Genomic DNA, 26,874 nt, shown 5'->3' with positions numbered 1-26,874 from the left:
ACCGCAAGATGAGGAAAGATCATGCAACCAACAGAATGGGAACAACGCCTTGAGGCGCTGGAGAGCAAGCTGGCTTTTCAGGAATACACCATCGATCAGCTCAATCAAACGGTGGTTCAGCATGAGCTGGAGATGATCCGACTGCGTGAGCAGGTCCGTCTGTTAATCGATAAAGTGAAAGATAGCGCGCCGTCGATAATTGCCTCGCAATCTGAAGAAACCCCGCCGCCACATTATTAAAAAGAAAAGGCCACCCGAAGGTGGCCTCGCCAGCATCACACTGATTAGTGGCTGCAGCCGCAACCGCCAGTGCCACAACCGCCCTGGCCGTGATCGTGACCATGGTCGTGGTCATGATCGTGATGATGACCATCCGCGCCATGCACGTGGCCGTGCGCCAGCTCTTCTTCGGTTGCTGCGCGAATCGCCACAACTTCCACGTTGAAGTTCAGGTTCTGACCCGCCAGCATGTGGTTACCATCAACCACTACGTGCTCATCTTCAACTTCGGTGATTTCAACCGGAACTGGACCCTGATCGGTTTCTGCCAGGAAGCGCATGCCAACCTGCAGTTCGTCAACGCCCATAAACACGTCTTTTGGCACGCGCTGTACGAGGTTGTCATCGTATTGACCGTAAGCGTCGTTCGCCGGGATATGCACGTCAAACTTATCGCCTACATCATGATTTTCCAGCGCTTTTTCCAGACCAGAAATCAGGGAACCATGACCGTGCAGATAGTCCAACGGTGCACTCACCGGTGACTCGTCAACCAACACACCGTCTTCGGTACGAACCTGATACGCCAGGCTCACCACCAGGTCTTTTGCTACTTTCATGATATCTCCTAACCGTTGAGAACTAAGATCCCGTCCCATTGGTCAATTTTGCGTGCAATAACCAACCAGAAAGGTTCAAGACTGAGGATGCCAACAAATGTGTTGTTGCATACTGCTCAGCGTTAATGGCGCCGATTGTAACGGAATTCAATCCCGCTGTAAGTTCAAGCTTAAAAAAAGCTGAGCCATTGCGCTACTCAGGATGAAAAATGCCGATCACTTGCTCATTGCTGCGAACCTGATCGCGCACCTGCTTATCCGCTTCCCGCATTTGATGACCGCACTCGACGCACTCCACTACATCAACATTGTTCTCACGCCACAATGCCAACGTGTCTTTTTCCTGGCAGTGCGGGCAAACCGCACCGGCAATAAATTGTTTACGCATACTGTTTCCTGCCGTCGTTAGTGAACGGATTAAGTAAGTATAGTTCTACTCGTCATCCCAGCCGTCAAACTGACGTTTCTCGTGCTGCATTTCGCGCTGGAAGATATCCTCCAGCTCGCGCCGCGCCTCACGCACACGCGAAACCTGCGCGCTGTCATCGTGGCTGGGCACCAGCTCACGCAGCATACGCATATCCAGACGACGGAAATGTTGCTGCGCGCGCTGCGCCTGATGCGGATGCATGCCCAGCGAGATCAGGGTCTTACGACCCAGCTCCAGCGCACTGGAGAACGTCTCACGCGAGAACAGCGTAACACCCGCCTGCAACAGTTCGTGCGCCTCAACACGTCCACGCGCACGCGCCAGGATTTCCAGCTGCGGGAAATGCTGCTGACACAGTTGCACGATGGTCATTGAATCTTCCGGATCGTTACAGGTAATGACGATGGATTGCGCATTCTCCGCGCCCGCCGCACGCAGCAGCTCCAGCTCGGTGGCGTCGCCATAGTAAACCTTATAGCCATATTTACGCATCAGGCTCACCGCGGAGATATCACGCTCCAGCACGGTAATGCGCTTGTTGTTCGCCATCAGCAAACGGCCAACAACCTGACCAAAACGACCAAAGCCCACCACAATGACCTGCGGCTGATCGTCCTCAACAAAGTGCTTCTCGGCATTTTCATCGGGCTCATTAAAGCGGTGCGCCAGCAGACGATCGATGCCGTTCATCAGCAGCGGCGTGGTCATCATGGATAACGTCACCGTCACCAGCAGCAGCGGCATTTGGTCGCCGCTGAACATTTTGGCTGACGACGCCGCCGAGAACAGCACAAAGGCAAACTCGCCGCCCTGGCTTAACACACCGGCAAACTGCTGGCGCTCCGAACTGCGCAGGCCATAAATGCGCCCCAGCACATACAGCACCAGCGTTTTCACCGTCACCAGAATCAGCACGCCCAGCAAAATTTCAGTGATGTGGGTATAAAGCACGCCGAGATTCAGCGCCATGCCAACCGAAATAAAGAACAAGCCCAGCAACAAACCTTTGAACGGTTCAATGGCCACTTCCAGCTCGTGGCGATACTCGCTTTCCGCCAACAGAATACCCGCGATGAAAGTACCGAGCGCCATCGACAGGCCGAGCGCATCCATAAACAGTGCCGAACCCAGCACCAGCAGCAGCGAGGCGGCAGTAAACACTTCGCGCACGCCGGATGCGGCAATGAAGCGCAGAATCGGGCGCAGCAGATAACGACCACCAATCAGCATCCCGCCGAACGCCAGCACTTTCATCCCAACTTTCAACCAGTCAATATGACCGCTGTCGCCGCCCGCCAGCAGCGGCACCAGCGCCAACGCGGGAATCACCGCTAGATCCTGGAACAGCAACACTGAGAAGCCGAGCTGTCCCGATTCACTGCGGTTCATGCCTTTATCGCGCATCAGCTGCAGCGCCATCGCCGTGGATGACATTGCCAGACCAATGCCGCCAATCACCGCCGCCTGCCAGCTAAAATCGGTCAGCCACAGCAATCCGCCGAGAATGGCGGCGGAAATCAGCACCTGAGCCGCACCAACGCCAAATATCGAACGGCGCAGCGCCCACAGTTTCGAGGGGTTCAGTTCAAGCCCGATGATGAACATCAGGAACACCACGCCGAGTTCCGAGAAGTGCAAAATCTCCTCGACGTCGCTGATGAACCCCAAACCCCACGGACCAATCGCGATACCGGCCAGCAGATAGCCCAGCACCGCGCCAATGCCGAGACGCGCCGCAATCGGCACAATCAGCACCGCCGCGACCAGATAAATCACGCCCGCCGTCAGTAACGTTTCGCCTTCCATCACACTCCTCCCTGCGGCAGCGGTGAAGCCAGCCAGTCGCCGTATGCGCGCGCAAAATTACGCATCACGTCCGGCGTTTGTCGACGCGCCCAATAAATCACCATCGGCGTCATCCAGTGCATGCGACACATCTGCGCCGTCAGCTCAAACGGACGCATAATGTCACTCATCGGATAGCGATTCAGGCCGCTAGGGTGATAAGCCGCTTCCGGTTCGCCGGTGGTGACCACGCTGCGCCAGTATTTGCCTTCCAGCGCATTACCATCCGGTCCGCTGGCAAAGCCGCGCGACAGCACACGATCCAGCCACTCCTTCAGGAGCGCCGGGCAGCTGTAGGTATAAAGTGGATGTTGGAATACAACGATTTGATGGTCGCGCAGCAGTTGCTGCTCATAGTGAATATCAATAAAAAAATCCGGATAGTGGGCGTATAAATCGTGCACCGTGACGTGGTCCAGTTCCATAGCCGACTGCAGCAAAACCCGATTAGCAATCGAATCCTGTGATTCCGGATGGGCGTAAAGCAGCAATATTTTGGGTGGCTGCGACATCGTTCCCCTCCAAAGCGTCGTCACGGCACAGGAATTCCGCTACCATGCTCGACGCAACAAATTTTCTCGAATTATGTTGCCGGTAAATTAACATATTCTGACGATACGGCGCTTATGATTGTCTTTTCAGCACTACAAATTCGCCGCGGCACCAATGTGCTGCTGGATAACGCAACAGCCACCATTAACCCAGGCCAGAAAGTTGGCTTAGTGGGCAAAAATGGCTGCGGCAAATCGACGCTGCTGTCATTGCTGAAGGGCGAAATCAGCAGTGATGCAGGTAACGCTACGTTCCCGAGCAACTGGGCGCTGGCGTGGGTCAATCAGGAAACCCCGGCGCTGAGCAAACCCGCGCTGGAGTATGTTATCGACGGCGACCGTGAATATCGTCAGCTTGAATCCGAATTGGCCGACGCCAATGCGCGCAACGATGGCAACGCCATCGCCCTGCTGCACGGCAAGCTGGATGCGATTCAGGCGTGGAGCATACCTGCTCGCGCCTCAAGTTTGTTGCACGGTTTGGGCTTTAGCCAGGAACAATTAATGCGGTCGGTGAGCGATTTCTCCGGTGGCTGGCGCATGCGCCTTAACCTCGCGCAGGCGCTGGTGTGCCGTTCCGATCTGCTGCTGCTGGATGAACCGACTAACCACCTCGATCTGGATGCGGTGATCTGGCTTGAACGCTGGCTGAAAAGCTACGAAGGCACGCTGGTGCTGATTTCGCACGACCGCGACTTTCTCGATCCGGTGGTCGATAAGATCATCCATATCGAACAGCAGACGATGTTTGAATACACCGGTAACTACAGCTCGTTCGAACGTCAGCGCGGCGCCAAGCTGGCGCAGCAGCAAGCGCTGTTCCAGAGCCAGCAGGAAAAAGTGGCGCACCTGCAGAAGTATATCGATCGCTTCCGCGCGCAGGCGACCAAAGCCAAGCAGGCGCAGAGCCGCATCAAAATGCTGGAGCGCATGGAATTGATTGCGCCAGCACACGTCGATAACCCATTCAGCTTCAGTTTCCGCGCGCCAGAAAGCTTGCCGAATCCGTTGCTGAAGATGGAGCGCGTTACCGCCGGTTATGGCGAACGCATTATTCTCGACGCCATCAAACTCAACCTTGTGCCGGGTTCACGAATTGGCCTGCTGGGCCGTAACGGCGCGGGTAAATCGACGCTGATTAAACTGCTAGCCGGTGAGCTCGACGCGCTGGATGGCAAAGTTGGCCTGGCGAAAGGCATTAAGCTCGGTTACTTCGCCCAGCATCAGCTGGAATATCTGCGCGCCGATGAATCACCCTTGCAGCATTTATCACGCATCGCGCCGAAAGTGCTGGAGCAGCAACTGCGCGACTACCTTGGCGGCTTCGGCTTCCAGGGCGATAAAGTCAGCGAAATCACCGAACGTTTCTCCGGCGGCGAAAAAGCGCGTCTGGTGCTGGCATTAATCGTCTGGCAGCGCCCGAACCTGCTGCTGCTTGATGAACCAACTAACCACCTCGATCTTGATATGCGTCAGGCGCTGACCGAAGCGCTGATTGATTTCGAGGGCGCGCTGGTGGTGGTCTCGCACGATCGCCATCTGCTGCGCGCCACCACCGACGATCTTTATCTGGTGCACGACGGCAAGGTCGACGTGTTTGAGGGTGATTTGGAAGATTATCAGCAGTGGCTGAGCGATCTGCAAAAGCAAGCGCAACAGGATGCCGCACCGAAGCAGGATAACGGCAACAGCGCGCAATCGCGCAAAGACCAGAAACGCCGCGACGCCGAACTGCGCGCACAAACGCAGCCGCTGCGTAAAGAGATCGAGAAGCTTGAGAAGCAGATGGCGAAGTGGCAGAGCCAGCTCAGCGACGCGGAAGCCCAGTTAGCCGACAGCGCGATTTACGATCAGAGCCGCAAAGCCGATTTGAATGTGGCGCTGCAGCGTCAGGCCGAGAGTAAGGCGGCGCTGGAAGAGGTCGAAATGGCGTGGCTGGATGCGCAGGAACAGCTGGAGCAGATGCTGGCGGGTTGAGTGTGCACGCTGTCCCCCTCCTCGGTCCTCCCCCATTTATGGAAGTGTGCACGCTGTCCCCCATCCCGGCCTTCCCCCGCAAGCGGGGGAAGGAGACGCTGCCACATGCAGCTTCATCACTTACATGTGGCAGCATCTTCCTCCCCTATTTATGGGGGAGGACCGAGGAGGGGGAATGCGAGCACTATTCCAAATTAAAACGGCTTATCCCCTAACACCGTCGCGCGATGCATCACCCGCCGCGCCGGATAATAATCCGCATTAGCATAGTGTTGGGTCACGCGGTTATCCCAAATCGCCACATCATTCTCCTGCCAGCGCCAGCGCACCTGGAATTCCGGTTTGGCGCTATGCCAAAACAGGAAGTTAAGCAGCGCATCGCTCTCTTTTTCGCTCAAGCCCAGCAAACGCGTGGTAAAACCTTCGTTGACAAACAGCGCCTTGCGTCCGCTCACCGGGTGGGTACGAATCACCGGATGCTGCACCGCCGGGTTCTTTGCCACCGCTTGCTGCCAGCGCTGATGCTCTTCCTCGGTTTTACGGTATTTGTACTCCTGAAACGACTTCTTAAAGTCGTGCTCCGCCTGCAGTCCATTCAACAGCGTCTTAAACGGCTCAGACAACGCTTCATAGGCCGCAATGCCGGTTGACCACAAGGTATCGCCGCCGCTTTCCGGCAGCAGCTTCGAAGCCAGAATCGCAATTGCCGGCGGAGTTTGAATAAAGGTGACATCGGTGTGCCAGTTGTCATTATCCGGCGGATTATCCTGATGCGTATCCAGCACGATGATCTCTTCCACGCCTTCCGCATGCGGATAGACCGGATGGATATGCAGATCGCCAAAGCGAATCGCCAGCGCGCGCTGCTGTTCCGGGGTAATCACCTGATTGCGCAGGAACAGCACCTGATGGCGCAGCAGGCCATGATAGAGCTGTTCAAACTGGGCATCACTCAGCGGACGGCTGAGGTCGACATCACTAACCTGCGCCCCGATATTCGGGCCCAGCGCGGTAAAATTAAGACGTTCGTTCATTGCTGTTCTCCATTCCAGGGCGTCAGTCGGCGCTGCAAGGCGCGCAGACCCAGTTCTAAGCCAAAAGCAATCAGGGCAATCACGGCGATACCGGCCAGCACCACGTCGGTGGCGAGGAACTCACCGGCCGACTGCACCATAAAGCCGAGTCCCCGCGTAGCGGCAATCAGTTCCGCCGCCACCAGCGTTGACCAACCTACGCCGAGACCAATGCGCAAACCGGTGAGGATTTCCGGCAGCGCGCCAGGCAGAATCACGTAGCGCAGCAGTTGCCAGCGCGATGCGCCAAGCGCCTGCGCCGCGCGAATCCGTACCTGCTGGGCATTCTTCACACCCGCCAGCGTCGACAAGGTCACCGGCGCGAAAATCGCCAGATAAATCAGTAAAATTTTCGAGGTTTCGCCGATGCCAAACCAGATCACCATTAGCGGCAAATAGGCCAGCGGCGGCACCGGGCGATAGAGTTCGATCAGCGGATCAAGCAGGCCGCGAATCGCCGGGCTTAGGCCCATGGCGATGCCGACCGGAATCCCAATCAGCGCGGCAAAGAACAGCGCCACCAGCATACGCGCCAGGCTGGCGCCCAGATGCTGCCATAATGTGGCGTCCATAAAGCCTTGCGGGCTGGCAATCAATATCAGCTTCTGCAGCACCACTTGCGGCGGCGGTAAAAACAGCGGCGCCACTAAGCCGAGCGCGGTGATAGCCCACCACAACAGCAGCAACAAGCCCACGCTGAGCAGGCTGAGTGAGAACTGGCGCGAGAACGGCCAGCGCAGTCCACGACGACGCATTTGGGTCTTCCCATCAATCACCGCACTCATATAAACGCCTCACGCTGGGAAAACACCTGATTCAGTACATATTCACGACGTTCGATAAACGCCGGATCGGATTTGATGCTGCGGCACGGTTCCCCGGCGGCGAAGCGTTGGCCGAAGTCGAGTTTTAAACGCTCCACTACGCGGCCCGGTCCCGGCGACAGCAGCACTAATTCGCTGGCGAGGAACACCGCCTCTTCGATGTCGTGGGTGATCAGCAGAATCTGCTTGCCGGTATCACGCCACAGCGTTAGCAGCAGGGTTTGCATCTGTTCACGGGTAAAGGCGTCCAGCGCGCCAAACGGCTCATCTAACAGCAGCAACTGAGGATCAGCCGCCAGCGCACGCGCAATGCCCACGCGCTGACGTTGACCCCCAGAGAGCTGCCAGATAAAACGCTTCTCTGCACCTTCCAGTCCTACTTTGCGGATCAAACGGCGTGCAATGGTATGGCGCTCCGCCTTCGCCATTCCCGCCAGTTGCAAACCGAACGAAACGTTATCGATCACGTTGCGCCACGGCAGCAATCCTTCATTTTGAAACACTACGCCGCGCTCAGCGCCCGGCCCTTTTACCGCTTTGCCATCCAGCGTGATGCTGCCAGATTCCAGCGGCAGAAAGCCGGCGATGAGGTTCAGCAGCGTGGTTTTGCCACAGCCGGAGGGACCTAACACCACCAGCAGGTCTCGGCTGCCCAGCTGCAGGTTGATGTCCTGCAGCGCGGGTTGTCCGGCGTAACGCGCATTGAGATGGGTGATGTTAAGCATACGGCCTCCGGTTATTTCACTAAGGGTGCAACGAAGCGCGTGGTGACGAAGCTGCTGTAATCGCTATCCGCTTCTGGCACTTTGCCCTGCTCTTTCAGGAAGCCGGCAGTATCGACAATCGCCTTGTTCACCGGCTTGCCGAGCTGCTCCACCTGCTGCTGCGCGGTGAGGTACGTGTTGCCTTTCACCAGCACCGGCACATCCGCTTCGGGTACACCGCTCAGGCGCGCCAGCTTGCTCAGGTTGTCTGACTGCTTCAGCCATTGATCCGGATTGGCAATGTAAGCTTGCTGCGCTTCAACGGCGCTGCGGGCAAAGGCGGTGACGATTTCTGGATGCTGCTGCGCAAAGTCTTTACGCACCACCCACACATCGAGCGTTGGCGCGCCCCACTTGCCGACCTGCGAAGAGTCCGTCAGCACCTTGCCATCTTTCTCCAGCTCGTTGACCGCCGGAGACCAGACGTAAGCGCCGTCAATATCACCGCGTTTCCAGGCAGCAATAATCGCCGGCGGCTGCAGGTTGACTAAGGTCACTTGCGAAGGCTTGATGCCCCAATGCTTGAGCGCGGCGAGGAAGCTGTAGTGCGTAGTCGAGATGAATGGCACGGCGATGCGCTTGCCAATCAGGTCTTTAGGATCTTTGATGGTTTTCTTCACCACCAGCGCTTCGGAGTTACCGAGCTGAGAGGCCAGCAGGAAAGCTTCAATCGGCAGCTTTTGCGTGGCGGCGACCGCCAGCGGGCTGGAACCGATATTACCAATCTGCACGTCGCCCGACGCCAGTGCACGTAACACGCTGGCCCCGCTATCAAATTTGCGCCAGTCGACGGTAGCACCGCTCTCTTTGGCGAAGGTGTTATCCGCCTGCGCCACTTTGGCTGGTTCAGCCGAGGTCTGATACGCCACGGTAACGTTGACCGCTTGCGCCTGGAACGCCATCAGGGCCAGAGCCGCTGTGACCGCCGTTATTGTTTTTTTCATTGCCATCATCATTCACCCTAATGTGTTTTGTCTGGGCAGTTTCTCCAGCAACAGTAATTTCATAAAGGAATTAAAAATTATCCCTAATGACGATCCGTTCTTAGATCAACATCGGGCAAGGCTATGCAAAAAGTGCAAATGGAAAGAAAAGGGAAAGCGGTAAATATGTCACACGCTCACATGGCAGCTGTGATATTGATAGAGATCTCATTTTTTAACTCTTTACTAACGGTCCTGAATCCATGTCGATAGAGAAAGTCGCACACCTGGCTGGCGTGTCAAAAGCCACCGTTTCACGGGTTTTGAACCAGAATCCCGGCGTGCGCCCGGATACGCGTGCCAAAGTGCTGGCGGCCATCGACATCTGCGACTATCAGCCCAACCTACTGGCGCGCCAGCTGCGCACTTCGCAAAGCCATATGTTGTTAGTGCTGATTCCCGACATCACCAATCCGTTCTGCTCACGCGTGGTTCAGGGCATTGAAGCCGAAGCTGAAGCGCAGGGTTACCACATTCTGCTGTGTAACTCAGGATCGCAGCTGCGGCGCGAAGCGGCCTACATTGCGCTGCTCACCGGCAAAGTGGTCGACGGCGTGATCACCATGGATGCCGCCAGCAGCCTGCATGAGCTGAAAGAATTGATTGGCGATCAGCCTTGGGTGCAGTGCGCGGAATACGATCCGTCAATCGCCGCCTCAAGCGTGGCGATTGATAATAAAGAAGCGGCTTTCGAAACCGTGCGTTATCTGGCGAGCAAAGGCCGACGTCGTATTGCGCTGGTGAACTGTGATATGCGCTACCTCTATTCACATAAGCGTGAAGAGGGATATCGCGCGGCGCTGGAGCAGCTGGATCTCAGCTGGTGCGGTGTGGCTTACGCCGAGAATATCACCTGCGAAGCGGGCAGTGCGGCTTTGCGCGAACTGCTCACGCAGCCGGAACCGCCGGATGCGGTGTTTGCGGTATCAGATGTGTTGGCGGTCGGCGTCATCCACGCGGCGTTGGAAGCAGGTTTACGCGTACCGGAAGATTTAGCGGTGGTGGGATTTGATGGCATCAACTTTACCAGCAGCCTGAATCCACCGCTGACCACGATTGAGCAGCCGATGAATCGTATGGGTGTGCGCAGCGTACAGCTGTTGCTGCAACGCATCCGCCAGCCTAACGCGTCGGTAGTCCATGAAGTGTTGCCGTGGAAGCGCGTTGAACGCGCTTCCAGCTAACTTAGCGCCAAATCAGCAATACGCAGGCAGCGGTGAGCAAGCCCATCGCCAGATTGAAGATTTTCCACGCGCGTGGGCTGCGCAGCAGACGTCCAATCAGCGAGCCAAAGCCCATCCAGATCACCCCAGAAACCACGTTCACCATGAACATGCCGATGCTGATCGCCACCACCGAATGCAGATATTCGCTGCCCGCCAGGCTGAAGCTGGCCACCGCGCCGAGCGCCATCAGCCAGGCTTTCGGGTTGATCAACTGCAGCAAGCCGCCTTGCCAGAAAGGCATCTGCTTCACTGTGACAGCGTCGGTTTCCAGTTTTTCATACTCGGCGCTGGCGATTTTCCATGCCAGCCACAGCAGATAAAGGCTACCGGCAATCTTCAGGATGAGATGCAGCGAGGGATAAAGCAGGATGAGGCCGCCGATGCCAAATGCCACCATTAGCAACATGACTTGCATACCAATCATGATACCAATCAGCAGCGGAATGGTGCGCAGGAAGCCAAAATTAGCACCCGAGGCGGTAAGTAACATATTATTGGGCCCGGGCGTGATGGCCGCGACCCAGAGAAAACCTAACATTGATAAAAAAAGACTCAGTTCCATGTATATTCGGGTGCTCCTCACCCAGTAAAGCGAACAACCCATCGAAGCTATCAGCGACTTATGCATCAGACAAGCCTTTACCCAAGCTATTTTGATCGCCCCAGCGGCGAGCGTTTTAAACCCCTGCGCGGATTCAGTAACGCGCATCTGCAAACGCTGCTGCCGCGTATTCTGCGGCGCCGCGTTACGTTACGTCCGCACTGGCAGCGTCTTGACCTGCCGGACGGCGATTTTGTCGATTTAGCGTGGAGTGAAGATCCGGCGCAGGCGCGTCATAAACCGCGCATGGTGATGTTTCACGGCCTGGAAGGCAGCTTTCGCAGCCCGTATGCGCACGGCCTGATGCAGGCGTGTCAGGCACGCGGCTGGCTGGCGGTGGTAATGCACTTTCGCGGCTGCAGCGGCGAGCCTAATCGCTTAAAGCGCATCTATCACTCCGGTGAAACCGAAGACGCCACCTACTTCCTCAACTGGCTGCAGCGCGAATGGGGCAGCGTACCCACCGCCGCCGTCGGCGTTTCGCTGGGCGGCAACATGCTTGCTTGCCTGCTGGGTCAGCAAGGTCACGACGTGCCGATTGATGCTGGCATCGCCATCTCAGCGCCGCTGGCGCTCGAGCCGTGCAGCGGCAAGCTGGATGTGGGTTTTTCACGCTTTTATCAGCACTATTTACTGACGCAGCTGAAAAAGAACGCCACGCGCAAACTGCGCGCCTGGCCTGGCACGCTGCCGGTCGATCTCAGCCAGTTACGTGCTTTCCGCCGCTTACGCGAGTTCGATGATGCGATAACCGCACGTGCGCACGGTTTTATTGACGCCAACGACTATTATCAACGAGCCAGCGCGATGCCGTTGCTGACCGGCGTGCGTAAACCGCTGTTGATCATTCACGCGCAAGACGATCCCTTTATGACCGATGCCGTGATCCCGCAACCTGACCAGCTGTCAGCCTCCATTCAGTATCAGCTGACACAGCAAGGCGGCCACGTCGGTTTCGTCGGCGGCACCGTTCTTAAACCGAAAATGTGGCTGGAACAGCGCGTGCCCGACTGGCTCTCAACCTATCTGGATGTGTAATTGTGATTATTCCCTGGCAAGAACTCGAAGCGGACACGCTGGAAAACCTGATTGAAACCTTCGTGTTACGCGAAGGCACTGATTACGGCGAGCAGGAACGCAGTTTGCTGCAAAAAGTCGCCGACGTACGCCGCCAACTGGAGCGCGGCGACGTGGTGCTGGTGTGGTCGGAACTGCATGAATCGATCAATATTATGCCGAAGGGTGAATTCCGTGGCTGATGCACCCCGCGGCAATTCGTGGTAACAATGCTCATCGCCGGACTTCACAGGGAGCTCTGTTATGTCAGCCAGGCATCCAATTATTGCCGTCACCGGTTCCAGCGGCGCCGGAACCACCACCACCAGCCTCGCCTTCCGTAAGATTTTCCAGCAGCTGAATTTGCATGCGGCGGAACTCGAAGGCGACAGTTTCCATCGCTACACACGTCCGGAAATGGACATGGCGATCCGCAAGGCGCGCGATCTCGGGCGCCACATCAGCTACTTCGGCCCGGAAGCCAACGACTTCGGCCTGCTGGAGCAGACGTTTAAACATTACGGCCAAACCGGCCTTGGCGAATCGCGCAAATATCTGCATACCTACGATGAAGCCGTGCCGTGGAATCAGGTGCCGGGCACCTTTACGCCGTGGCAGCCGCTGCCGGAAAACACCGATGTGCTGTTCTATGAAGGCTTACACGGCGGCGTGGTCACGCAGCAGCAAAATGTGGCGGAGCATGTCGATCTGCTGGTTGGCGTGGTGCCGATTGTTAACCTTGAGTGGATTCAGAAGCTGGTGCGTGACACCAGCGAGCGCGGCCATTCACGCGAAGCGGTGATGGATTCGGTGGTACGGTCAATGGAGGATTACATTAACTTCATCACGCCACAGTTCTCGCGCACCCACATTAACTTCCAGCGCGTGCCGACCGTTGATACCTCAAACCCGTTTGCCGCACGCGAAATTCCGTCGCTCGACGAAAGCTTCGTGGTGATCCATTTCCGTGGTCTGGAAGGCATCGCGTTCCCCTATCTGCTGGCGATGATTCAGGGATCGTTTATTTCGCACATCAATACGCTGGTGGTGCCGGGTGGCAAAATGGGATTGGCGATGGAGCTGATTATGCTGCCGCTGGTACAGCGACTGATTGAAGGGAAGCGGATTGAATAAGCGAAGTCATTCCGTAGCGGCGCAATAAATTGCGCCGCTACAATCCGAGTTATAACTCGATCACCTCATAGCTGTGGGTAATTTCCACGCCTTTACCCAGCATGATCGCTACCGAACAATATTTTTCCGCTGACAGATCAACCGCGCGCGAAACGGCCTTGTCGCTCAATGCTTTACCGCTAACGATAAAATGCAGGTTGATGTGGGTAAAAATGCGTGGCGCTTCTTCACGGCGTTCCGATGTGAGCTTCACTTCGCAATCGGCCACATCGCTGCGCCCTTTTTGCAGGATCGACACCACATCAATAGCACTACAGCCGCCCGCGGCCATCAGCACCATTTCCATTGGACTTGGCGCTTTATCACCGGAATTACCATCCATCAATACCTGATGGCCGGATGAGGATTCTCCGAGAAAGGTAAGACCTTCCACCCATTTCACTCGTGCCTGCATGATTCTTTCTCCTGAAGCGGCGGTTTTGCCGCCAGAGTACGCTTTCACCTGACAAACAGCAATCCAGAGTAATCCCCCTTCTGCTGAAGCGAGACAACACAAGACAGCTCGCAAAAGCTGTGCTACAAACAGTGCTGAAAATATTTTCGTCATCACAGACGAAGGCCGGAAGAATCAAAAGCGTAGCTTAAGAGTCCACCCGGAATAATTTTTCCTTTACTGGAAACGCTCGACGATTAAACCGCCTGACAGGGAAAAAATGCCCCCTGTGTTTTGGGCACGATTACAACAGAGGATAATAGCGAATGGTTCTCGGCAAACCGCAAACAGACCCTACACTCGAATGGTTCCTGTCCCATTGCCATATTCACAAATATCCATCCAAAAGCACGCTCATCCATCAGGGTGAGAAAGCGGAAACGCTGTACTACATCGTAAAAGGTTCCGTAGCGGTACTGATTAAAGATGAAGAAGGCAAAGAGATGATTCTCTCCTACCTCAATCAGGGGGATTTCATCGGCGAACTCGGTCTTTTCGAAGAAGGCCAGGAACGTAGTGCTTGGGTGCGTGCGAAGTCTGCCTGCGAAGTGGCTGAAATTTCATACAAAAAATTCCGTCAGCTGATTCAGGTAAACCCGGATATTTTAATGCGACTCTCGTCGCAAATGGCGCGTCGTCTGCAAGTGACATCTGAGAAAGTGGGCAACCTTGCCTTCCTCGATGTCACCGGACGTATTGCGCAAACGCTGCTAAATCTGGCCAAACAGCCAGATGCGATGACTCACCCAGACGGTATGCAAATCAAAATCACCCGTCAGGAGATTGGTCAGATCGTGGGCTGCTCACGCGAAACCGTGGGTCGTATCCTGAAAATGCTGGAAGATCAGAACCTGATCTCCGCACACGGTAAAACCATCGTCGTTTACGGCACCCGCTAATTTCTTCTCACCCACGGCGTGATGGCAACATCGCGCCGTTTCTATTTGCGATGAGCTGATGTGGCGCCGAATCATCTATCATCCCGAAGTTAACTATGCGCTGCGGCAAACGCTGGTGCTGTGCCTGCCTGTGGCTCTCGGTTGGCTGTTTGGCGATCTGCAAAAAGGTCTGCTGTTCTCGTTAGTGCCCGCCTGCTGCAACATGGCGGGACTGGATACGCCGCACAAACGCTTCTTCAAACGCCTGATTGTGGGTGGTTCGCTGTTTGCCACCGGCAGTTTCCTGATGCAAATCCTCACCGCTTACCAGATACCGCTGCCGCTGATTTTGCTGGCGCTGCCGCTGCTGATTGGCGTAACCGGCGAAATCGGCCCGCTGCACGCGCGCCTGCTGCCCGCCACACTCATCGCCGCCATCTTTACGCTCAGCTTAGTGGGACGCATGCCGATGTGGGTGCCGCCGCTGCTCTACATTGGCGGCACGCTGTGGTACGGCTTGTTCAACTGGTTCTGGTTCTGGCTGTGGAAAGAGCAGCCGATGCGCGAATCGCTCAGCCTGCTGTTCCGCGAGCTGGCGGATTACTGCGATGCCAAATACACCTTACTGACGCAGCTGACCGATCCGGAGAAAGCGCTGCCGCCGCTGCTGGCGCGCCAGCAAAAGGCGGTCGACCTCATTACCACCTGTTATCAGCAAATGCATATGCTGTCGGCGAGCCGCGATAACAGCCACAAACGCCTGACGCGCGCCTTTCAGGTTGCGCTGGATTTACAGGAACACATCTCCGTGAGTTTGCATCAGCCCGAAGAGGTGCAGAAACTGGTTGAGGAGAGCCACGCCGAAGCGGTGATTCGCTGGAACGCCAAGATTATCTCGGCGCGGCTGCGCGTGCTGGCGGATGCGATTCTCTACCATCAGCTGCCGGACCGTTTTCACATGGAGAAACAGCTCGGCGCGCTGGAGAAAATTGCACGCCAGCATCCGGATAATCCGGTCGGCAACTTCTGCCTGTACCACTTCAGTCGCATCGCCCGCGTGTTGCGTACGCAGAAGCCGCTCTACACGCGTGACCTAATGGCCGATCGCCAGCGCCGTTTGCCGCTGTTGCCGGCGCTGCGCAGTTATCTGTCATTCAAATCCACCGCGTTACGCACCGCAGCCCGCTTCGCTGTGATGCTGATGTTTGGCAGCTCGCTGGCGCTGTTCTTTAACATCCCCAAACCTTACTGGATTCTGATGACCATCATGTTCGTCAGCCAGAACGGTTACAACGCCACGCGCGTGCGTATTCAGCACCGTGCGCTGGGCACTTTCGCCGGATTGCTGATCGCCGCCGCGTCGCTGCAGCTGGCGGTGCCGGAATCGATCACGCTGCTGTTTATGCTGGGGATTACGCTGGCGAGCTATCTGATCACGCGGAAATATTATGGCTGGTCGATGATTGGCTTTACCGTCACGGCGGTGTATTCGCTGCAATTGCTGTCGCTGAACGGCGCGCAGTTTCTGCTGCCGCGCATGATGGATACCTTGATGGGCTGTTTAATTGCCTTCGCCGGGATGATTTGGCTGTGGCCGCAGTGGCAAAGCGGGCTGCTGCGCAAGAACGCGCACGATGCGCTGGAAGCCTATCAGGAGGCGCTGCAACTGCTGCTGGGGCCGGAACAGTCGCCCGATAAACTGGCTTATCAGCGCATAAAGGTTAATCAGGCGCACAACGCGCTGTTCAACTCATTGAACCAGGCATCGAGCGAGCCGGGCTTTAACCTGCAATATCTGAAAGATATGCGCATGTGGGTTACGCACAGTCAGTTCATCGTCGAGCATATTAATGCCATGACGATTCTGGCGCGCGAGCACACCATGCTGACATCGAAGCTGGCAGAAGGTTATCTGCAATCCTGTGAAATCGCGCTGCAGCGTTGTCAGCAGCGGCTGGCGTATGACGGTCCGGGCAACGACAGCAATATTCTGGAAGCGCCGGAGAATCTTAATGAAGGGCCGGTGACGATTGTCGAACAGCATGTGAAGCGGATCTTGCAGCACCTCAGCGTAATGCACACCATCTCTTCGCTGGCGTGGAGCCAGCGACCGCATCATGGCCGCTGGCTCAAGGTGTTACGTCCGAAAGCGGATTAAGCGGCCAGCACCTTTTCTATCGCGCTGGCGAAACGCGTCATGCCTTCGGCGATATCGGTTGGTTCAATCACCAGCGACGGCACAAAACGGATCACGTCAGTACCGGCGGTGAGAATCATCAGCCCTTCCGCGGCGGAAGCGTTGAGGATGTCACGCGCTTTGCTGGCGAACTGCGGCCTCAGCGCGGCACCAATCAACAGACCTTTGCCGCGAATCTCGCTGAAGATAGCGAATTTGCTGTCGATGGCTTGCAGCGCTTCAACAAACTGCTGACGACGCGCTTCCACACCTTCCAGCACTTCTGGCATGTTGATGATGTCCAGCGCGGTTTCAGCAATGGCACACGCCAGCGGATTGCCGCCGTAAGTGGTGCCGTGCACGCCCGGCGCCATTACTGAGGCGATTTCGTTGGTGGTCAACATCGCACTCACCGGGAAACCGCCGCCCAGCGCTTTGGCGGTGGTGAGGATATCGGGCCTGATACCGTAATGTTCGTACGCAAAGAGTTTGCCGCTGCGTCCCATGCCGCTCTGCACTTCATCCAGCACCAGCAGCGCATGATGTTCATCACAGAGGGCGCGCAGGCCTTGCATAAATTCTGGCGTAGCCGGCATCACGCCGCCTTCGCCCTGAATCGGCTCGACCACGATGGCGCAGGTATGGTCGTCAATCACCGCTTTCACCGCATCGAGATCGTTGAACGGCACATGCACGATATCCGCCGGTTTTGGACCGAAGCCATCAGAATATTTCGGCTGGCCACCCACCGACACGGTGAACAGCGTGCGACCGTGGAAGGCGTTATGGAAGGCGATGATTTTACTTTTGAACGGGCTGTGTTTTTTGCAGGCGTAATAACGCGCCAGCTTGAATGCCGCTTCATTGGCTTCCGCGCCGGAATTACCGAAAAACACCCGATCGGCAAAGGTCGCGGCAATCAGTTTACTCGCCAGACGCAGCGCCGGTTCGTTGGTGAACACGTTGCTGGTGTGCCACAGCGTTTCGCCCTGGTTTTTCAGCGTTTCCACCAGCGCCGGATGACAATGGCCCAATGCAGTCACCGCGATACCGCCAGAGAAATCGATATACTCTTTGCCCTGCTGATCCCACACTCGGCTGCCTTTGCCTTTTACCGGCACAAACTGCGCAGGTGCATAAACAGGCAAAATTACGTTATCGAACGTTTCCCGGGTTACCGCTAGTTTTTCCGCTGCCATTGACGACCTCATCGGGTTATTTGTTGAGCTGATGTGAAATTATAATCACAAAATATGCATAAAAAGTCACACGAAGGCAAACATAAGTTACGCGTTGAGGAAATTAGCCAGCAGCTGATGCCCTTGCTCACTGAGGATGCTTTCCGGATGGAACTGCACGCCTTCCAGCGGCAAGCTGCGATGGCGGAAACCCATGATCTCATCCGGCTGGCCGTCGCGCAGGCTCCACGCGGTGACTTCAAACTCAGCGGGCAGCGTATCGCGCGCCACAATCAATGAGTGATAGCGGGTCACGGTAAGCGGATTATTCAGATCACGAAACACACCTTGGTTGGTGTGCTGAATCAGCGAGGTTTTACCGTGCATCACCTGCCGCGCGCGTACCACCTGCGCGCCATAGGCTTGCGCAATCGCCTGATGTCCAAGGCAAACGCCGAGGATCGGCAAGCGCCCGGCAAAATGGCGAATAGCCGCGAGCGAGATGCCAGATTGATCCGGCGTACATGGGCCCGGCGAAATCACCAGATGCGTCAGCGGCAGCGCTGCCATCTCATCCAGCGTAATGGCGTCGTTGCGCACCACACGCACATCCGCGCCCAGCTCGCAGAAGTATTGGTAGAGATTCCAGGTGAAGGAGTCGTAGTTATCGATTAGCAGCAGCATAGTAGGTCGTAGCAGTGTGTCATTGCGGCAACTGGCGCAAGAAAGGTCGCAAAAAAGCCATGTTAACACCTTCAATCTTAATACCCGCTAGCTGACGAAAAAGATTCTGATTACTCTCGCACCCAGTGCTATATTTTGGAGAGTGACTATGTCAGCTACAACGCGAGTATTCAAAACCAAATGGTTCAGTAAGCAAGCCCGTCGGCATCTTATTGGCGATAAAGAACTTTGTCGGGCAATTACAGCAGTAAAACTGGGTTATGCCGATGATTTGGGTGGTGGCGTATTTAAAAAGCGTCTGCAGCAAAATCGCGATCGCGCCATCATTCTGGCCAAAGGGGGTAAAAACTGGATTTATACCTTTTTATTTGCCAAACAGGATCAGAGTAACCTGAGTGAAAGCGAACTTGAGGGCTTTCGTGAGCTGGCAAAACAATACTCGCTGATTTCAAATGAGGCTCTGAATCGGCTGCTCGCCGTTCGGGAGTTAGTGGAGATGTGTCATGACCATAACGCGTAAATTTAAAAGTCCGGCTTTTGCAGCCATTCACACCGCGGCATCCGGATTGTTTGAAGTAGATGCCATCAGCAAACAGAGCATGCGTGATTTTGATGAACGTTGCCTGAGCGATGTCGCCGCGCTCGATGCGCAGGCGATTAAGAACTTGCGCGAGAATTTGAATGTTAGTCAGCCGGTTTTTGCCCGCTATCTCAACACCAGTGTGTCAACCGTGCAGAAATGGGAAACCGGGGCTAAACGCCCCGGCGGAATCTCTCTTAAGCTGTTGTCCGTGGTGCAAAAACACGGGCTTGAAGTGTTACTGTAAAACCTTCGCCGGGCTCACCACTTTCGCAAACTGCGCGGTAAGCGGTGCCAGATCGCCGGCGACGCCCGCCGAGATCGCAGCGCGCCACGCATCGCGTTCGAGTGTTTCCCACGAAAGCTGATACCCGGCATGCAGTGCCAACTGCTCGAAGAAGATGCGCTGCGCGCGGCCATTGCCGGCGCGGAACGGATGCAGCACGAAGATCTCACAATAGTAATGTGCGATACGCGCCACGAACGCTTCCTGCTCAAGATCAGCCAGGCCGCGCTCTTCCTCCAGCGCCTGCATCAGCGTGTTGCCCTCTTTCTCGATGTATTCGCAATGACAATACGGCGTTTCATCGCGCCAGATATCAATGGTGCGCAATTCTCCCGCCCAGCTGTAGAGATCCTGAAACAGCGTGCGATGAATATGGCAAAGACGTGGCAACCCGATGCTGCGCTGGCCAAGTTCTAGCGTCGCCAGGCGCGCGGTGCTGAAAGCCAGTTCCGCTTTGCGCAGCTGGGCTTCATCATGAATATCGAGGCGATTCTTCAACACATTGTCGTTGTGCCACAAATAGGGATCGCGTACCGCTAAGCTGTTATCCACCATATTGCCTCCTCAGCGACTCGAGTCGCTCCTCAGCATGTTCGGCATCGATAAGAGCTTCGCTATAGGTATATCCGGCCAGTCGACAGCTGGCCTGGTAGCTCGCAGCACGGCGCTGCTGCCACAAAGTGGCTTTCTGTTTCTCAGTGAGTTTGCTAGTCATAGCGCCTCCGGCAAGCAATGAGCCCTAAGTATAAGCAGCAATTTTTTGCTTTGCCGGAGAGCCAATGACGCGCCATGCGAAAATGGCGCGTTTCAGAATCAAGGCAGGACTTTGGCGGAGAGGATAACAATCGGTTTTGACGGCACATTTTGGTACGGTCCCACATCTTTGGTAGGGACCTGCGCAATCTTGTCGATCACATCCTGGCCTTTCACAACTTTACCAAATACCGCATAGCCGAAATCACGCTGACCGTGATCGAGGAACGCATTATCGGCTACGTTGAGGAAGAACTGGCTGGTGGCGCTGTCTTTATCTGCGGTACGTGCCATCGAAATGGTGCCGCGCAGATTACGCAAGCCGTTGTCGGCTTCGTTCTTGATCGGCGCTACCGTTTGCTTCTGCTGCATGTCGGTAGTGAAACCGCCGCCCTGAATCATAAAGCCAGGAATAACGCGGTGGAAAATGGTGTTGTTGTAGAAACCATTGTTGACGTAATCAACGAAGTTTTTCACCGAAACCGGGGCTTTCTGGTTGTTCAGTTCGAGTTCAATATTGCCCGCAGAGGTGGTGAGCAGCACATGAGGATCGCCTTTTGCGGCGAGCGCGGCAGACGATACGGAAGAGAGCGCTAACAGGGCAACCGCCGCTGTCAAAGTACGTTTAAGCATGAAAGATTCCTTACCATGGAGAGCTAGCTCAAAAACGAGATTGATTGTAAAGAGCATGTGATCCAAGAGCCAGCGTTTTACCGATATTTACGCGGATGTTGCTATTGTCATACTTTTGCCGCCACGCAATCATTTGCGTGATGAAAATCACACTCTCAATGAAATATTTCCGCCTTGTTACACTCGTTGTTTATTAAGATCACAGCAACACTTACAATTCATGACACTTTTTGCCACCTTCGGCGCTTAACAGGTTCAGAACATGACAAACCGTAATCGCATTGGCCTTACCTGGATTAGCTATTTCTCCTATGCGCTCACCGGCGCACTGGTGATCGTTACCGGTATGGTGCTGGACAATATCGCGCAGTATTTCCAGCGCCCTATTTCAGAAATGAGCAACACCTTCACATTCCTCAATGCGGGCATTTTGGTGTCGGTGTTCCTGAACGCCTGGCTGATGGTGATTGTGCCGTTGAAGCGCCAGCTGATCTTTGGCTTTGTGCTGATGATCCTCGCCGTTGCCGGTCTGATGACCAGCCACGATCTCACCGTCTTCTCGCTTTGCATGTTCATCCTCGGCGTCGTCAGCGGCATCACGATGTCGATCGGTACCTTCCTGATCACCCATCTGTACGATGGCCGTCAGCGCGGCGCACGTCTGCTGTTTACCGATTCGTTCTTCAGCATGGCGGGCACCATCTTCCCGATCATCGCCGGTATCCTGCTGGCGCGCGCGCTGCCGTGGTATTGGGTTTACGCCTGCATCGGCATCATTTATGTCGCGATCTTTGTGCTGACGCTGTTCATTGAGTTCCCGGTGCTGAAAAGCGAAGCCGCTAAGCCAGGCGTTGAGAAAGAGAAATGGGGCATCGGCGTGCTGTTCCTGTCGATTGCGGCACTGTGCTACATCCTCGGCCAGCTTGGCTTCATCTCGTGGGTGCCGGAATACGCTACCAAATCGATGGGCATGGATATCGCCGCTGCCGGTCAGTTGGTAGGTAACTTCTGGACCGCGTACATGGTCGGCATGTGGGTGTTCAGCTTCGTACTGCGCTTCTTCGATCTGCAGCGCATCCTGATGGTGCTGGCCGCGCTGGCAACCGGTTTGATGTACTGGTTCGTCACTTCTAAAGACGCCAGCATGCTACACTGGATCATCATGACGCTGGGCTTCAGCTCAAGCGCGATTTACACCACCATCATCACGCTGGGATCGCTGCAAACCAAGGTCTCTTCACCGAAGCTGGTAAACTTCATCCTGACCTGCGGCACCGTCGGCACCATGTTGACCTTCGTGGTAACCGGCCCAATCGTGGCGCAAGGTGGCGCACATGCTGCGCTCTCAACGGCTAACGGTTTGTACGCCGTGGTGTTTGTGATGTGTGTTCTGCTCGGCTTTGTGACCAAACATCGCCAGCACGGTCACGTCACCCACTAAGTTTGACGGGCGGACCGCGGTCCGCCCTGCTCTTCAGCGTTTGAAGGTTACCGCTTCTTTTCCCGCTAAATAGATCTCGCTGCTGGCGGGCTGCGTCGCAGCGACCAATACACCTTTACGCAGTGAATAACGCACCGGCACCTGACGCCGCACCGCATCAAATCCACTCTCCGCCGGCAGGATAATCAGACTGGCATCATTACCTGCTTCAATACCGTAATTCGTCAGCTGCAGGGTTTTGGCGCTGTTGGCGGTAATCAGCTGCAATCCATTATCAATCTGCTCGTAACCCATCAGCTGACAGACATGCAATCCCATGTGCAGCACTTGCAGCATGCTGGCCGTGCCGAGCGGATACCAGGGATCGAACACATCATCGTGGCCAAAGCAGACGTTGATATTCGCTTCCAGCAGCTCTTTCACCCGCGTGATGCCGCGACGTTTCGGATAGCTATCAAAGCGCCCTTGCAGATGGATATTCACCAGCGGATTGGCGACAAAGTTGATATTTGAGAGCTTAAGCAGACGGAACAGCCGCGACGTGTAGGCATTGTTGTAGGAGTGCATCGCCGTGGTGTGGCTGGCGGTGACGCGCTCGCCGTTGCCATCGCGGTGTGCCAGCGCCGCCACGGTTTCGACAAAGCGCGACTGCTCATCGTCGATCTCGTCGCAGTGCACATCCACCAGCCGATCGTAGCGATTAGCCAGCGCAAAGGTTTTATGCAGCGACTCCACGCCGTATTCGCGGGTGAATTCGTAGTGCGGAATCGCACCTACCACATCCGCGCCCATGCGTAGCGCCTCTTCCAGCAACGCTTCGCCGTTGGGATAAGAGAGAATGCCTTCCTGCGGAAACGCCACAATCTGGATGTCGATCCACGGCGCCATTTCCGCTTTCACCTCCAGCATCGCTGTTAACGCGGTCAGCGTGGGATCGGAAACATCGACGTGAGTCCGCACATGCTGAATCCCGTTGGCGATTTGCCACTTCAGGGTTTGCTGCGCGCGCTGTTTCACGTCGTCATGGCTCAGTAGCGCTTTGCGCTCCGCCCAGCGCTCGATGCCTTCAAACAGCGTGCCGGATTGGTTCCAGGCGGGTTCGCCAGCGGTTTGCGTGGTATCGAGGTGAATATGCGGCTCGATAAACGGCGCGCTCGCCAGTCCGCCCTCCGCATCCAGCGCGTCAGGCTGGGCTGCAGTTTGCGGCGGCTGCGGGCGAATCTGCGCAATCTTGCCGTTGGCGATTTCGATCTGCCACAAGCCTTGCTGGCCCGCTAAGCGCAGGTTGTTGATCCACTTCAGTGACGGGTTGGCCATGCCGTACTCCTGTAAAACACAAAACCTAAAGCTAGCATGAAAAACCCTGTCACCGCGGGCACATTCCGTAGCGGTGCAATTTATTGCGCGATGAATCGTGCCGCTACGGAATGTGCGGCGAAGAAATGATTAGGTAATTATCAACCAAATAAGCCACTTAACTAATTCGTTCAAAATCAGTTACATAACTCGAAATAGGTATATAAGGGTGCGCTTGATGTATATCAATAAGTTCCAAAAGCGCCGCGCTAAGGTAGGCGCAGATACCGCAATTTTTGAGGCAAGCATGAGCAAGCACAGTGTCGTTATTATTGGCAACGGCATGGTCGGCCACCGCTTTATAGAAGAACTTATCGACAAAGATGAATCTAATCAGTTTGCGATAACCGTTTTCTGTGAAGAACCTCGCGTCGCCTATGACCGCGTCCACCTTTCCGCCTATTTTTCCCATCACACCGCCGAAGAACTTTCACTGGTTCGCGAAGGGTATTACGAAAAGCATCAGGTAAAGCTGCTGCTCGGCGAACGCGCCATCACCATTAACCGCGATGAAAAACTGATTCACTCGAATAGCGGTCGCGCGGTGCATTACGACACGCTGATTTTCGCCACCGGCTCTTATCCGTGGATTCCACCGATTACCGGCGCGGAAGGCAGTGATTGCTATGTCTATCGCACCATTGAAGATCTCAACGCCATTGAAGCCTGTTCACGCCGCAGCAAACGCGGCGCGGTAATTGGCGGCGGCCTGTTGGGACTGGAAGCGGCAGGCGCGCTGAAAAACCTCGGCGTCGAAACCCACGTCATTGAGTTCGCGCCGGTGCTGATGGCAGAACAGCTCGATCCGCAAGGCGGCGAGCAGCTGCGTCGTAAGATCGAGCAGATGGGCGTATGCGTTCACACCGGCAAAAACACCCAGCAGATCGTCCATCACGCGCAAGGCGGTAAAACGCTGGAGTTTGCTGACGGCAGCGCGCTGGATGTCGATTTCATCGTCTTCTCCACCGGCATTCGCCCGCAAGACAAGTTGGCCAAACAGTGCGGCCTGCAGCTGGGCGCGCGCGGCGGTATCGCCATTGACGATCATTGCCAGACCAGCGATGCGGATATCTTCGCCATTGGTGAGTGTGCCGCCTGGCAGAACCGTATTTATGGCTTAGTCGCGCCGGGCTACAAAATGGCGCAGGTCGCCAGCGATCGGCTGGTTGGCCGCGACAACGCGTTTGCCGGAGCAGATATGAGCGCCAAGCTGAAACTGCTGGGCGTTGATGTCGGTGGCATTGGTGATGCGCATGGCCGCACGCCGGGCGCGCGCAGCTTCGTGTGGCTCGATGAGCAGAAAAATATCTATAAGCGCCTGATCGTCAGCGAAGATAACCGCACGCTGCTGGGCGCGGTGCTGGTCGGTGACACCAGCGATTACGGCAATCTGCTGCAGCTGGCGCTGAATAACATCGCGCTACCGGAAAATCCGGCGTTGCTGATCCTGCCTGCGGGCAGCGGCGAGAAACCGGTAATGGGCGCTGATGCGCTGCCGGACAGCGCGCAAATCTGCTCCTGCTTCGACGTCAGCAAAGGCGATATCGTCAGAGCGGTGCAAGGCGGTTGCCACACCGTCGCGGCACTGAAAACCGAAACCCGCGCCGGCACCGGCTGCGGCGGCTGTATTCCGTTGATTACTCAGGTGCTGAACGCTGAATTGAGCCGTCAGGGCATCGAAGTGAACAATCATTTGTGTGCGCACTTCCCCTATTCGCGTCAGGAGCTTTATCACCTGATTCGCGTGGAAGAGATCACATCGTTCGACGCGCTGCTGGCGAAATATGGTCAGGGCTACGGCTGCGAGGTGTGTAAACCGACGGTTGGTTCACTGCTGGCTTCCTGCTGGAACGAATATGTGCTGAAGCCACAGCTCGCACCGCTGCAGGACAGCAACGATCTGTTCCTCGGCAATATTCAGAAAGACGGTACTTACTCGGTGATCCCGCGCTCGGCCGGAGGCGAAATCACGCCGGAAGGATTGATGGCGATTGGCGCCGTGGCGCGCCAGTACAATCTCTACACCAAAATCACTGGCTCGCAGCGTATTGGCCTGTTTGGCGCACAGCGCGACGATCTGCCGGCGATCTGGACGCAGCTGATTGCTGCCGGTTTTGAAACCGGACAAGCGTATGCCAAAGCGCTGCGCATGGCGAAAACCTGCGTCGGCAGCGTCTGGTGCCGCTTTGGCGTAGGCGATAGCCTCGGCTTCGGCATTGAGCTGGAGCATCGCTACAAAGGCATTCGTACCCCGCACAAGATGAAGTTTGGCGTCTCCGGCTGCACGCGCGAATGCGCCGAAGCGCAGGGCAAAGACGTGGGTATCATCGCCACCGAGAAAGGCTGGAACCTGTATGTGTGCGGCAATGGCGGCATGAAGCCACGTCACGCCGATTTGCTGGCTGCCGATCTTGATCGCGATACGCTGCTGCACTATCTCGACCGCTTCATGATGTTCTACATCCGCACCGGCGATCGCCTGCAGCGCACCTCGCTGTGGCTGGAAAGCATGGAAGGCGGCATTGACTATCTACGCAGCGTGATTATTGATGACAAACTCGGTCTGAATACGCAGCTTGAAACGGAGCTGGCGCGTCTGCGCGCGGCAGTGGAATGTGAATGGACCGCGACGCTGCAGGATCCGCAGCAGCAGCGTCACTTCCGCACTTTCATCAACAGCGATCGCCGCGATCCGCTGGTACAGCACATCAACCAACGCGATCAGCATCGTCCGGCGCAACCCGCCGAGCGCATTGCGGTCACTCTGATTGAGGAGATCGACGCATGAGCCAGTGGCATTCGGTGTGTGAACTCAGCCAAATTCTGCCTGCGACCGGCATATGTGCGCTGATCAAAGGCCAGCAGATTGCCCTCTTCCGTCCGCACGACGATGAGCAACTCTACGCCTTGAGCAATATCGATCCTTTCGCCCAAGCCAGCGTGTTGTCACGCGGTCTGATTGCGGAGCACCAGCAGGCGCTGTGGGTGGCGAGTCCACTGAAGAAACAGCGCTTCCGCCTGAGCGATGGCTTGTGTCTGGAAGACGAAGCGTGCTCGGTGGCGAGCTATCCGGTGCGCGTTCGCGATGGCAAGGTCGAGATCTGCGCCTGACA

The 26,874-nt window shown here is 56.0% G+C and carries 29 protein-coding genes; 13 read left to right on the top strand and 16 right to left on the bottom strand.

Annotation, left to right across the window (positions count from 1 at the left end):
• Window positions 1-21: 21 nt before the first annotated feature.
• Complete coding sequence (locus Q3H59_RS01910; protein ID WP_137386638.1) at window positions 22-240, top strand: protein SlyX; 219 nt, start codon at window positions 22-24, stop codon at window positions 238-240.
• A 44-nt stretch (window positions 241-284) separates the two neighbouring features.
• Here Q3H59_RS01910 and slyD read toward each other — a convergent pair whose 3' ends face one another.
• The 4 genes from slyD to kefG form a co-directional block, all read right to left on the bottom strand.
• A complete protein-coding gene (slyD, locus tag Q3H59_RS01905; RefSeq protein ID WP_049851962.1) occupies window positions 285-839 on the bottom strand; it encodes a peptidylprolyl isomerase in 555 nt (184 codons plus the stop codon).
• Between the two features lie 193 nt (window positions 840-1,032).
• Entirely contained in the window at window positions 1,033-1,227 is a 195-nt protein-coding gene (locus Q3H59_RS01900; RefSeq protein ID WP_007892203.1) for a YheV family putative zinc ribbon protein, read from the bottom strand.
• 45 nt (window positions 1,228-1,272) lie between these two features.
• The gene (gene kefB / locus Q3H59_RS01895; RefSeq protein ID WP_309832896.1) at window positions 1,273-3,075 is read right to left on the bottom strand and encodes a glutathione-regulated potassium-efflux system protein KefB; all 1,803 of its coding nucleotides are present in this window, start codon (window positions 3,073-3,075) and stop codon (window positions 1,273-1,275) included.
• Window positions 3,075-3,626, bottom strand: a complete 552-nt coding sequence (gene kefG, locus Q3H59_RS01890) for a glutathione-regulated potassium-efflux system ancillary protein KefG (protein ID WP_101762639.1) — start codon at window positions 3,624-3,626, stop codon at window positions 3,075-3,077. Before kefG ends, kefB begins: the two co-directional genes overlap by 1 nt.
• Before the next feature lie 114 nt (window positions 3,627-3,740).
• On the opposite strand from kefG, the gene Q3H59_RS01885 reads away from it, so the two are divergent.
• Window positions 3,741-5,642 (top strand): ABC transporter ATP-binding protein, encoded by a 1,902-nt coding sequence (locus tag Q3H59_RS01885; protein WP_309832893.1) that lies wholly within the window; start codon window positions 3,741-3,743, stop codon window positions 5,640-5,642.
• 194 nt (window positions 5,643-5,836) lie between these two features.
• Here the strand turns inward: Q3H59_RS01885 and tauD are convergent, their stop codons facing one another.
• From tauD to tauA, 4 genes are read right to left on the bottom strand one after another with little or no spacing between them, the layout of a single operon-like run.
• Window positions 5,837-6,676 (bottom strand): taurine dioxygenase, encoded by an 840-nt coding sequence (tauD, locus tag Q3H59_RS01880; RefSeq protein WP_309832891.1) that lies wholly within the window; start codon window positions 6,674-6,676, stop codon window positions 5,837-5,839.
• Window positions 6,673-7,500 (bottom strand): taurine ABC transporter permease TauC, encoded by an 828-nt coding sequence (gene tauC / locus Q3H59_RS01875; RefSeq protein ID WP_101762642.1) that lies wholly within the window; start codon window positions 7,498-7,500, stop codon window positions 6,673-6,675. The genes tauD and tauC overlap by 4 nt, the downstream gene beginning before the upstream one ends.
• The gene (tauB, locus tag Q3H59_RS01870; RefSeq protein ID WP_222213387.1) at window positions 7,497-8,264 is read right to left on the bottom strand and encodes a taurine ABC transporter ATP-binding subunit; all 768 of its coding nucleotides are present in this window, start codon (window positions 8,262-8,264) and stop codon (window positions 7,497-7,499) included. The genes tauC and tauB overlap by 4 nt, the downstream gene beginning before the upstream one ends.
• 11 nt (window positions 8,265-8,275) lie before the next feature.
• Entirely contained in the window at window positions 8,276-9,256 is a 981-nt protein-coding gene (tauA, locus tag Q3H59_RS01865; RefSeq protein WP_137386643.1) for a taurine ABC transporter substrate-binding protein, read from the bottom strand.
• 233 nt (window positions 9,257-9,489) lie between these two features.
• Between tauA and Q3H59_RS01860 the strand changes: the two genes are divergently transcribed.
• The gene (locus Q3H59_RS01860; protein ID WP_101762645.1) at window positions 9,490-10,470 is read left to right on the top strand and encodes a LacI family DNA-binding transcriptional regulator; all 981 of its coding nucleotides are present in this window, start codon (window positions 9,490-9,492) and stop codon (window positions 10,468-10,470) included.
• A 1-nt stretch (window position 10,471) separates the two neighbouring features.
• Here Q3H59_RS01860 and Q3H59_RS01855 read toward each other — a convergent pair whose 3' ends face one another.
• On the bottom strand, window positions 10,472-11,074 hold the full coding sequence (locus Q3H59_RS01855; protein ID WP_192414872.1) for a LysE family translocator: 603 nt from the start codon (window positions 11,072-11,074) through the stop codon (window positions 10,472-10,474).
• Between the two features lie 60 nt (window positions 11,075-11,134).
• On the opposite strand from Q3H59_RS01855, the gene Q3H59_RS01850 reads away from it, so the two are divergent.
• From Q3H59_RS01850 to Q3H59_RS01840, 3 genes are all read left to right on the top strand, one after another.
• Window positions 11,135-12,151, top strand: coding sequence for a hydrolase (locus Q3H59_RS01850; RefSeq protein ID WP_309832887.1), 1,017 nt, complete (start codon window positions 11,135-11,137; stop codon window positions 12,149-12,151).
• A 2-nt stretch (window positions 12,152-12,153) separates the two neighbouring features.
• Window positions 12,154-12,372: a YheU family protein gene (locus Q3H59_RS01845; RefSeq protein WP_007892223.1), complete on the top strand. Its 219-nt coding sequence runs from the start codon at window positions 12,154-12,156 to the stop codon at window positions 12,370-12,372.
• Window positions 12,373-12,433: 61 nt separating this feature from the next.
• Entirely contained in the window at window positions 12,434-13,303 is an 870-nt protein-coding gene (locus Q3H59_RS01840; protein ID WP_101762648.1) for a phosphoribulokinase, read from the top strand.
• Between the two features lie 49 nt (window positions 13,304-13,352).
• Here Q3H59_RS01840 and Q3H59_RS01835 read toward each other — a convergent pair whose 3' ends face one another.
• The gene (locus tag Q3H59_RS01835; RefSeq protein WP_101762649.1) at window positions 13,353-13,757 is read right to left on the bottom strand and encodes an OsmC family protein; all 405 of its coding nucleotides are present in this window, start codon (window positions 13,755-13,757) and stop codon (window positions 13,353-13,355) included.
• Between the two features lie 305 nt (window positions 13,758-14,062).
• Between Q3H59_RS01835 and crp the strand changes: the two genes are divergently transcribed.
• Window positions 14,063-14,695 carry a cAMP-activated global transcriptional regulator CRP gene (gene crp / locus Q3H59_RS01830; RefSeq protein WP_003852956.1) on the top strand — a complete coding sequence of 211 codons (633 nt, stop codon included), beginning with the start codon at window positions 14,063-14,065 and terminating at the stop codon, window positions 14,693-14,695.
• A gap of 58 nt (window positions 14,696-14,753) precedes the next feature.
• Entirely contained in the window at window positions 14,754-16,832 is a 2,079-nt protein-coding gene (locus tag Q3H59_RS01825) for a YccS/YhfK family putative transporter (RefSeq protein WP_101762650.1), read from the top strand.
• Here the strand turns inward: Q3H59_RS01825 and Q3H59_RS01820 are convergent.
• Window positions 16,829-18,049 carry an aspartate aminotransferase family protein gene (locus tag Q3H59_RS01820; protein ID WP_309832881.1) on the bottom strand — a complete coding sequence of 407 codons (1,221 nt, stop codon included), beginning with the start codon at window positions 18,047-18,049 and terminating at the stop codon, window positions 16,829-16,831. The genes Q3H59_RS01825 and Q3H59_RS01820 overlap by 4 nt on opposite strands.
• 87 nt (window positions 18,050-18,136) lie before the next feature.
• A complete protein-coding gene (locus Q3H59_RS01815; RefSeq protein WP_137386648.1) occupies window positions 18,137-18,712 on the bottom strand; it encodes an aminodeoxychorismate synthase component II in 576 nt (191 codons plus the stop codon).
• Between the two features lie 148 nt (window positions 18,713-18,860).
• Between Q3H59_RS01815 and Q3H59_RS01810 the strand changes: the two genes are divergently transcribed.
• A complete protein-coding gene (locus tag Q3H59_RS01810) occupies window positions 18,861-19,232 on the top strand; it encodes a type II toxin-antitoxin system RelE/ParE family toxin (protein WP_192236992.1) in 372 nt (123 codons plus the stop codon).
• A complete protein-coding gene (locus tag Q3H59_RS01805; protein ID WP_309832879.1) occupies window positions 19,216-19,539 on the top strand; it encodes a DNA-binding transcriptional regulator in 324 nt (107 codons plus the stop codon). The genes Q3H59_RS01810 and Q3H59_RS01805 overlap by 17 nt, the downstream gene beginning before the upstream one ends.
• Here the strand turns inward: Q3H59_RS01805 and Q3H59_RS01800 are convergent.
• From Q3H59_RS01800 to ppiA, 3 genes are all read right to left on the bottom strand, one after another.
• Window positions 19,531-20,133 carry a putative adenosine monophosphate-protein transferase Fic gene (locus Q3H59_RS01800; protein ID WP_192236990.1) on the bottom strand — a complete coding sequence of 201 codons (603 nt, stop codon included), beginning with the start codon at window positions 20,131-20,133 and terminating at the stop codon, window positions 19,531-19,533. The genes Q3H59_RS01805 and Q3H59_RS01800 overlap by 9 nt on opposite strands.
• Entirely contained in the window at window positions 20,123-20,293 is a 171-nt protein-coding gene (locus Q3H59_RS01795; protein WP_101762654.1) for a YhfG family protein, read from the bottom strand. Before Q3H59_RS01795 ends, Q3H59_RS01800 begins: the two co-directional genes overlap by 11 nt.
• Window positions 20,294-20,391: 98 nt before the next feature.
• Complete coding sequence (gene ppiA / locus Q3H59_RS01790; RefSeq protein ID WP_008101803.1) at window positions 20,392-20,964, bottom strand: peptidylprolyl isomerase A; 573 nt, start codon at window positions 20,962-20,964, stop codon at window positions 20,392-20,394.
• A 262-nt stretch (window positions 20,965-21,226) separates the two neighbouring features.
• Here ppiA and tsgA point away from each other — a divergent pair, with 262 nt between their 5' ends.
• The gene (tsgA, locus tag Q3H59_RS01785; protein WP_008101801.1) at window positions 21,227-22,405 is read left to right on the top strand and encodes an MFS transporter TsgA; all 1,179 of its coding nucleotides are present in this window, start codon (window positions 21,227-21,229) and stop codon (window positions 22,403-22,405) included.
• A 33-nt stretch (window positions 22,406-22,438) separates the two neighbouring features.
• On the opposite strand, the gene Q3H59_RS01780 is transcribed toward tsgA, so the two are convergent.
• Complete coding sequence (locus tag Q3H59_RS01780; protein ID WP_280172156.1) at window positions 22,439-23,722, bottom strand: cytosine deaminase; 1,284 nt, start codon at window positions 23,720-23,722, stop codon at window positions 22,439-22,441.
• Between the two features lie 286 nt (window positions 23,723-24,008).
• On the opposite strand from Q3H59_RS01780, the gene nirB reads away from it, so the two are divergent.
• Complete coding sequence (gene nirB / locus Q3H59_RS01775) at window positions 24,009-26,549, top strand: nitrite reductase large subunit NirB (protein WP_192414863.1); 2,541 nt, start codon at window positions 24,009-24,011, stop codon at window positions 26,547-26,549.
• Window positions 26,546-26,872 carry a nitrite reductase small subunit NirD gene (nirD, locus tag Q3H59_RS01770; protein ID WP_192414860.1) on the top strand — a complete coding sequence of 109 codons (327 nt, stop codon included), beginning with the start codon at window positions 26,546-26,548 and terminating at the stop codon, window positions 26,870-26,872. The genes nirB and nirD overlap by 4 nt, the downstream gene beginning before the upstream one ends.
• The last annotated feature ends 2 nt before the right edge of the window (window positions 26,873-26,874 follow it).

Source organism: Pantoea sp. SORGH_AS_0659, assembly GCF_031453915.1.
Classification (GTDB): domain Bacteria; phylum Pseudomonadota; class Gammaproteobacteria; order Enterobacterales; family Enterobacteriaceae; genus Pantoea; species Pantoea leporis.
This window is presented reverse-complemented; position numbering and strand designations above follow the sequence as displayed.

Excerpts from the sequence above, each read along its gene's own strand:
- kefG (WP_101762639.1), bottom strand. The coding sequence starts at position 3,626 with ATGTCGCAGCCACCCAAAATATTGCTGCTTTACGCCCATCCGGAATCA.
- kefB (WP_309832896.1), bottom strand. The coding sequence starts at position 3,075 with ATGGAAGGCGAAACGTTACTGACGGCGGGCGTGATTTATCTGGTCGCG.
- Q3H59_RS01885 (WP_309832893.1), top strand. The coding sequence starts at position 3,741 with ATGATTGTCTTTTCAGCACTACAAATTCGCCGCGGCACCAATGTGCTG.
- Q3H59_RS01815 (WP_137386648.1), bottom strand. The coding sequence starts at position 18,712 with ATGCTGCTGCTAATCGATAACTACGACTCCTTCACCTGGAATCTCTAC.
- tauC (WP_101762642.1), bottom strand. The coding sequence starts at position 7,500 with ATGAGTGCGGTGATTGATGGGAAGACCCAAATGCGTCGTCGTGGACTG.
- Q3H59_RS01825 (WP_101762650.1), top strand. The coding sequence starts at position 14,754 with ATGTGGCGCCGAATCATCTATCATCCCGAAGTTAACTATGCGCTGCGG.
- nirB (WP_192414863.1), top strand. The coding sequence starts at position 24,009 with ATGAGCAAGCACAGTGTCGTTATTATTGGCAACGGCATGGTCGGCCAC.
- Q3H59_RS01795 (WP_101762654.1), bottom strand. The coding sequence starts at position 20,293 with ATGACTAGCAAACTCACTGAGAAACAGAAAGCCACTTTGTGGCAGCAG.
- ppiA (WP_008101803.1), bottom strand. The coding sequence starts at position 20,964 with ATGCTTAAACGTACTTTGACAGCGGCGGTTGCCCTGTTAGCGCTCTCT.
- crp (WP_003852956.1), top strand. The coding sequence starts at position 14,063 with ATGGTTCTCGGCAAACCGCAAACAGACCCTACACTCGAATGGTTCCTG.
- Q3H59_RS01900 (WP_007892203.1), bottom strand. The coding sequence starts at position 1,227 with ATGCGTAAACAATTTATTGCCGGTGCGGTTTGCCCGCACTGCCAGGAA.
- tauB (WP_222213387.1), bottom strand. The coding sequence starts at position 8,264 with ATGCTTAACATCACCCATCTCAATGCGCGTTACGCCGGACAACCCGCG.
- Q3H59_RS01840 (WP_101762648.1), top strand. The coding sequence starts at position 12,434 with ATGTCAGCCAGGCATCCAATTATTGCCGTCACCGGTTCCAGCGGCGCC.
- Q3H59_RS01835 (WP_101762649.1), bottom strand. The coding sequence starts at position 13,757 with ATGCAGGCACGAGTGAAATGGGTGGAAGGTCTTACCTTTCTCGGAGAA.
- Q3H59_RS01810 (WP_192236992.1), top strand. The coding sequence starts at position 18,861 with ATGTCAGCTACAACGCGAGTATTCAAAACCAAATGGTTCAGTAAGCAA.
- Q3H59_RS01805 (WP_309832879.1), top strand. The coding sequence starts at position 19,216 with ATGACCATAACGCGTAAATTTAAAAGTCCGGCTTTTGCAGCCATTCAC.
- Q3H59_RS01780 (WP_280172156.1), bottom strand. The coding sequence starts at position 23,722 with ATGGCCAACCCGTCACTGAAGTGGATCAACAACCTGCGCTTAGCGGGC.
- slyD (WP_049851962.1), bottom strand. The coding sequence starts at position 839 with ATGAAAGTAGCAAAAGACCTGGTGGTGAGCCTGGCGTATCAGGTTCGT.
- Q3H59_RS01820 (WP_309832881.1), bottom strand. The coding sequence starts at position 18,049 with ATGGCAGCGGAAAAACTAGCGGTAACCCGGGAAACGTTCGATAACGTA.
- Q3H59_RS01860 (WP_101762645.1), top strand. The coding sequence starts at position 9,490 with ATGTCGATAGAGAAAGTCGCACACCTGGCTGGCGTGTCAAAAGCCACC.
- tauD (WP_309832891.1), bottom strand. The coding sequence starts at position 6,676 with ATGAACGAACGTCTTAATTTTACCGCGCTGGGCCCGAATATCGGGGCG.
- tauA (WP_137386643.1), bottom strand. The coding sequence starts at position 9,256 with ATGATGGCAATGAAAAAAACAATAACGGCGGTCACAGCGGCTCTGGCC.
- nirD (WP_192414860.1), top strand. The coding sequence starts at position 26,546 with ATGAGCCAGTGGCATTCGGTGTGTGAACTCAGCCAAATTCTGCCTGCG.
- tsgA (WP_008101801.1), top strand. The coding sequence starts at position 21,227 with ATGACAAACCGTAATCGCATTGGCCTTACCTGGATTAGCTATTTCTCC.
- Q3H59_RS01800 (WP_192236990.1), bottom strand. The coding sequence starts at position 20,133 with ATGGTGGATAACAGCTTAGCGGTACGCGATCCCTATTTGTGGCACAAC.
- Q3H59_RS01850 (WP_309832887.1), top strand. The coding sequence starts at position 11,135 with ATGCATCAGACAAGCCTTTACCCAAGCTATTTTGATCGCCCCAGCGGC.
- Q3H59_RS01910 (WP_137386638.1), top strand. The coding sequence starts at position 22 with ATGCAACCAACAGAATGGGAACAACGCCTTGAGGCGCTGGAGAGCAAG.
- Q3H59_RS01855 (WP_192414872.1), bottom strand. The coding sequence starts at position 11,074 with ATGGAACTGAGTCTTTTTTTATCAATGTTAGGTTTTCTCTGGGTCGCG.